This window comes from Promicromonospora kroppenstedtii DSM 19349 (assembly GCF_000515355.1).
GTDB lineage: Bacteria > Actinomycetota > Actinomycetes > Actinomycetales > Cellulomonadaceae > Promicromonospora > Promicromonospora kroppenstedtii.
Genome location: NZ_KI911641.1, coordinates 78998 through 82501, shown reverse-complemented (window position 1 = coordinate 82501; position 3504 = coordinate 78998). Strand labels below are relative to the sequence as shown.

The window sequence follows — 3504 nt, the reverse complement described above, 5'->3', positions numbered from 1 at the left end:
CGGCCGGCCCTCCGGGGCCGGCCGCTGGGGGCCCGGCGACAGCGCCGGCTCCTGGCGTGGCTGTTCGTGGCTCCGCTGCTCGTGGTCAACCTGCTGGTCATCACGGGGCCCGGTCTGGCCTCGGTGTTCTACTCGTTCACCGACTGGGACGGGCTGAGCAGGCCCCGGTTCGTGGGGCTGGCGAACTACGCCGAGATGCTCCGGTCCGGTGCGGTCGGCAGCGCGCTGCTGCACAACGTCCTGTGGACCCTGTTCTTCCTGGTCGTCCCCATGGGGATGGGCCTGGTGGGCGCTTTCCTGCTGTCCCGGCTGCGCCGGCACCAGGCGATCTTCCGCGTCCTGTACTTCGTCCCATACGTATTGGCGACGGTCGTGTCCGCCGCCGTCTGGCGGCAGATCCTCGACCCCGACGGCGGGATCGGCGCCGCCCTGGCGACCCTGGGCCTCCCGTTCCTTGAGGACGTCAACTTCCTCGGTAACCCGTCGCTCGCCCTCGGCTCGGTCGCCTTCGTGAACACCTGGCAGTGGTGGGGCTTCCTGCTCGTGATCTTCCTGGCCTCGATGCAGTCGGTGGACCCGGCGCTGTACGAGGCCGTGCGGCTCGACGGCGCCGGTCCGGTCCGCGAGTTCTGGCACATCACGCTGCCGATGATCCGGCCGACGCTGGTCTTCCTGGGCCTGATGACGATCATCTGGTCGTTCCTCGTCTTCGACTACGTCTACGTGCTGACACAGGGCGGGCCGGCCGGGTCCACCGACGTGCTCAGCACGGTGCTGTACCGCGAGGCCTTCCAGAACCAGCGCCACGGCTACGCCTCCGCCGTCGCCATGCTGCTCTCGGCGATCAGCGCCGCGACCGTGCTCGGCTACCTCGCGCTGCGCCGACGACTGCGATGGGACATCTGATGGGCACCGCCTCTCGCCGCGCCCAGCCCGTGAGCTGGATCGTCCTCGGTCTGCTCGCCCTGTACGCGCTCGGCCCGCTGCTGGTGTTCGCCTTCAACGCGTTCAAGTCCGCGCGCGAGATCGACAGCAACCCGCTCGGACTCCCGCAGTCGTTCAGCTGGGGCAACTTCGCCGTGGCCTGGGAGCAGGCCCACATGGGCGGGGCGCTCCTGAACAGCCTGGTCATCGCGGTGGCCACCGCGACGGGCGTCGCGCTGATCGCCACCATGGCGGCTTACGCCATGACCCGCCTGGACCTGCCCGGCGGCGGTGCGTGGATCCTGTGGCTGCTGGTGTCCTCGTCGCTGCCGATCCAGCTGTTCCTCGTGCCGCTGGTGAGCTGGTGGTCGACGCTCGGCCTCTACAACCAGCCCATCGGCCTGATCATCATCTACTGGGCCGTGTACAGCCCGTTCGCCACCCTGCTCGTGCGGGCGTTCCTGATCGGCATGCCCAAGGAGTACGAGGAGGCCGCCCGGCTGGACGGCGCCGGCGAGCTCGGCGTGTTCGCCCGCATCGTCCTACCCATGATCCGGCCCGCGGTCCTGACCGCCGCCCTCGTCTCCGGGCTGCAGGCCTACAACGAGTTCATGCTCGCCGTCACGTTCATCCAGGACCGCGACTTCCAGCCCGTCGCGCTCTCGCTCTACTCGTTCCAGCAGGGATTCACCACCGACTGGTCCCTGGTCAGCGCGGCCGGTCTGCTCATGGCCCTGCCCGTCGTCGTGCTCTTCCTGACCATGCAACGCACCTTCATCGACGGCTACGTCTCCCGCGGCATCGCCGTATGAGCCAGCCGTCCTCGCCCCGGGATCCCCGACCAGACCAAGGAGTGTCCATGCCTTCCGCGAAGGAAATCCTGCACACCACCGCGGCCGACCAGATCGACCTCGGCCTGGTGGACCTCGTCACCGTCGAGAACTACAACCGCCTGGTCGGAGCCATGCTCGTGGCCAGCGACAACCACCGCCTCATGATGGAGGACCTCGGCGACGACGAGATACACGCGTGGTCCTGGACCCCGTGGGTCGACGGCAGGTTCGGCAGGACCAGCGTCACCCGGGACGAGCTCGTCGCCCGGCTCGCGGTCGAGCGCTGGCTCACGGACGCCCCGCCCATCCAGCGCGAGCCCGAGTGGGACATCTCCACCGTGCTGTCGGCCGACGAGGACTGGCGCTGACGCCTTCGGCGGATGACGCCCGGCGCACGACCTGGCGTCATTCCCGCAGGAGGAGCAGCTTCACGACCGCCAAGGACTCCCGCACGTAGTCGACCGGAACGGTGTACCAGGGCGTGGCAGCGTGCAGCGAGGTGCTGTCGAGCCCCGCGATCCGGGACAGCTCGTTCGCCCGGAGGACGTGATAGTCGTTCGTGACGAAGACGGTGGTGTACCGCTCCCCCAGCCGGGCGTCCAAGAGGCTCTTCGTCAGGACGAAGTTCTCGTGGGTGCTCGTCGACCTGCCCTCCATGAGTATCGCGCTCTCAGGAATGCCCCGCGAGACCAGGAATCTCCGCATGGCGAGCGCCTCGGTGACGGACTCCCCGGGACCCTGCCCTCCGGAGACGACGACGAGGGCGTCCGGGTTGGCCCCGTGGTATGCGACGGCGGTCTCCAGCCGTTCCTGCAGTGCCGGGGTGACGGCCTCATCCTTGATCGCGGTGCCGAGGACGATGACGGCGTCCTCGTCGTAGGAGACCGTGTCCACCCTGCCGAGGGCCGCGACGGACGAGATGGCGAGGATGATCGCCGCATTCGCGACCAGCAGGGCGATCCTCAGCACCCTGGGCGGTCCACTGCCTGTCCGGGCTCGGATCCTCTCGTGGAACAGCCCGTAGAGCAGGTAGACGACGCCGACCGCGAACGCCGCGATGACGCCGGTGTTCACGCTGACCACCGATGCGACGAGCAGTGCGTCGCAGATCAGAAGTGTCCCGGCGACCATGAAGAGGATCTTCATCAGGGTTCCCAGTTCCCACCGGACCTAGACGACGCCAGGCGGCGGCGTCCGCCGCACGTTCCACCCGTCGAGGTCCGGGGCGACCCACCCGTCCGCGCCCCGTGGAACGGGCAGCACCGCGGGAACGGTGACGCGGTCCATCTGCAGCGTGCCCTCGATGCGCGGCGCCGCGGTGCCGTCCGGGCCGGCGCCCGGCTCCCAGCGGACCGTGATGCCCTGGGCCGCGAGGGCCGCCTCGTCGATCACGGCGAGCACGAGCGGCTCGGACGCGTCGCCGTAGACGTCGCGCAGCACCGCAGACAGGCCCTCAGCGGTGGTCGCGTGCAGGTACCCGGTGTCGTCGAACAGCGTGCTGCGCGTCGCGACGTCGTACTCCCCGAACCGCTCGCACGCCTCCCAGTCGTCGCTGAACGCCACGTGCAGCAGTCGTTCCTCGGCCATCAACCGTCCTCCGCATCCATGAGACCGTCATCAATGAAACGGCAACGTATCATTGTCTGCGTGAGGATCGACGACGACGAGACGTTCGCCACAGGGCCGGGCGCCACAGGGCCGGGCGCCGCAGGCTCGGCCGGCGGAGAACCACGGCGCGGGCCGGGCC

General features: G+C 69.3%; 5 protein-coding genes. 3 read left to right on the top strand and 2 right to left on the bottom strand.

Annotated features, from left to right (window positions below):
* From PROKR_RS08215 to PROKR_RS08205, 3 genes are all read left to right on the top strand, one after another.
* Positions 1 to 906 (top strand): carbohydrate ABC transporter permease (locus PROKR_RS08215; protein WP_245605749.1); only part of this gene is annotated, 906 nt, incomplete at its 5' end.
* The gene (locus PROKR_RS08210; RefSeq protein WP_036961778.1) at positions 906 to 1736 is read left to right on the top strand and encodes a carbohydrate ABC transporter permease; all 831 of its coding nucleotides are present in this window, start codon (positions 906 to 908) and stop codon (positions 1734 to 1736) included. The genes PROKR_RS08215 and PROKR_RS08210, both read left to right, overlap by 1 nt.
* Before the next feature lie 47 nt (positions 1737 to 1783).
* The gene (locus tag PROKR_RS08205; RefSeq protein ID WP_036961775.1) at positions 1784 to 2125 is read left to right on the top strand and encodes a hypothetical protein; all 342 of its coding nucleotides are present in this window, start codon (positions 1784 to 1786) and stop codon (positions 2123 to 2125) included.
* 37 nt (positions 2126 to 2162) lie between these two features.
* On the opposite strand, the gene PROKR_RS30615 is transcribed toward PROKR_RS08205, so the two are convergent.
* On the bottom strand, positions 2163 to 2903 hold the full coding sequence (locus PROKR_RS30615; RefSeq protein ID WP_051432784.1) for a YdcF family protein: 741 nt from the start codon (positions 2901 to 2903) through the stop codon (positions 2163 to 2165).
* Positions 2904 to 2927: 24 nt separating this feature from the next.
* Positions 2928 to 3344, bottom strand: a complete 417-nt coding sequence (locus PROKR_RS08195) for a DUF952 domain-containing protein (protein WP_036961772.1) — start codon at positions 3342 to 3344, stop codon at positions 2928 to 2930.
* Positions 3345 to 3504 lie beyond the last annotated feature (160 nt).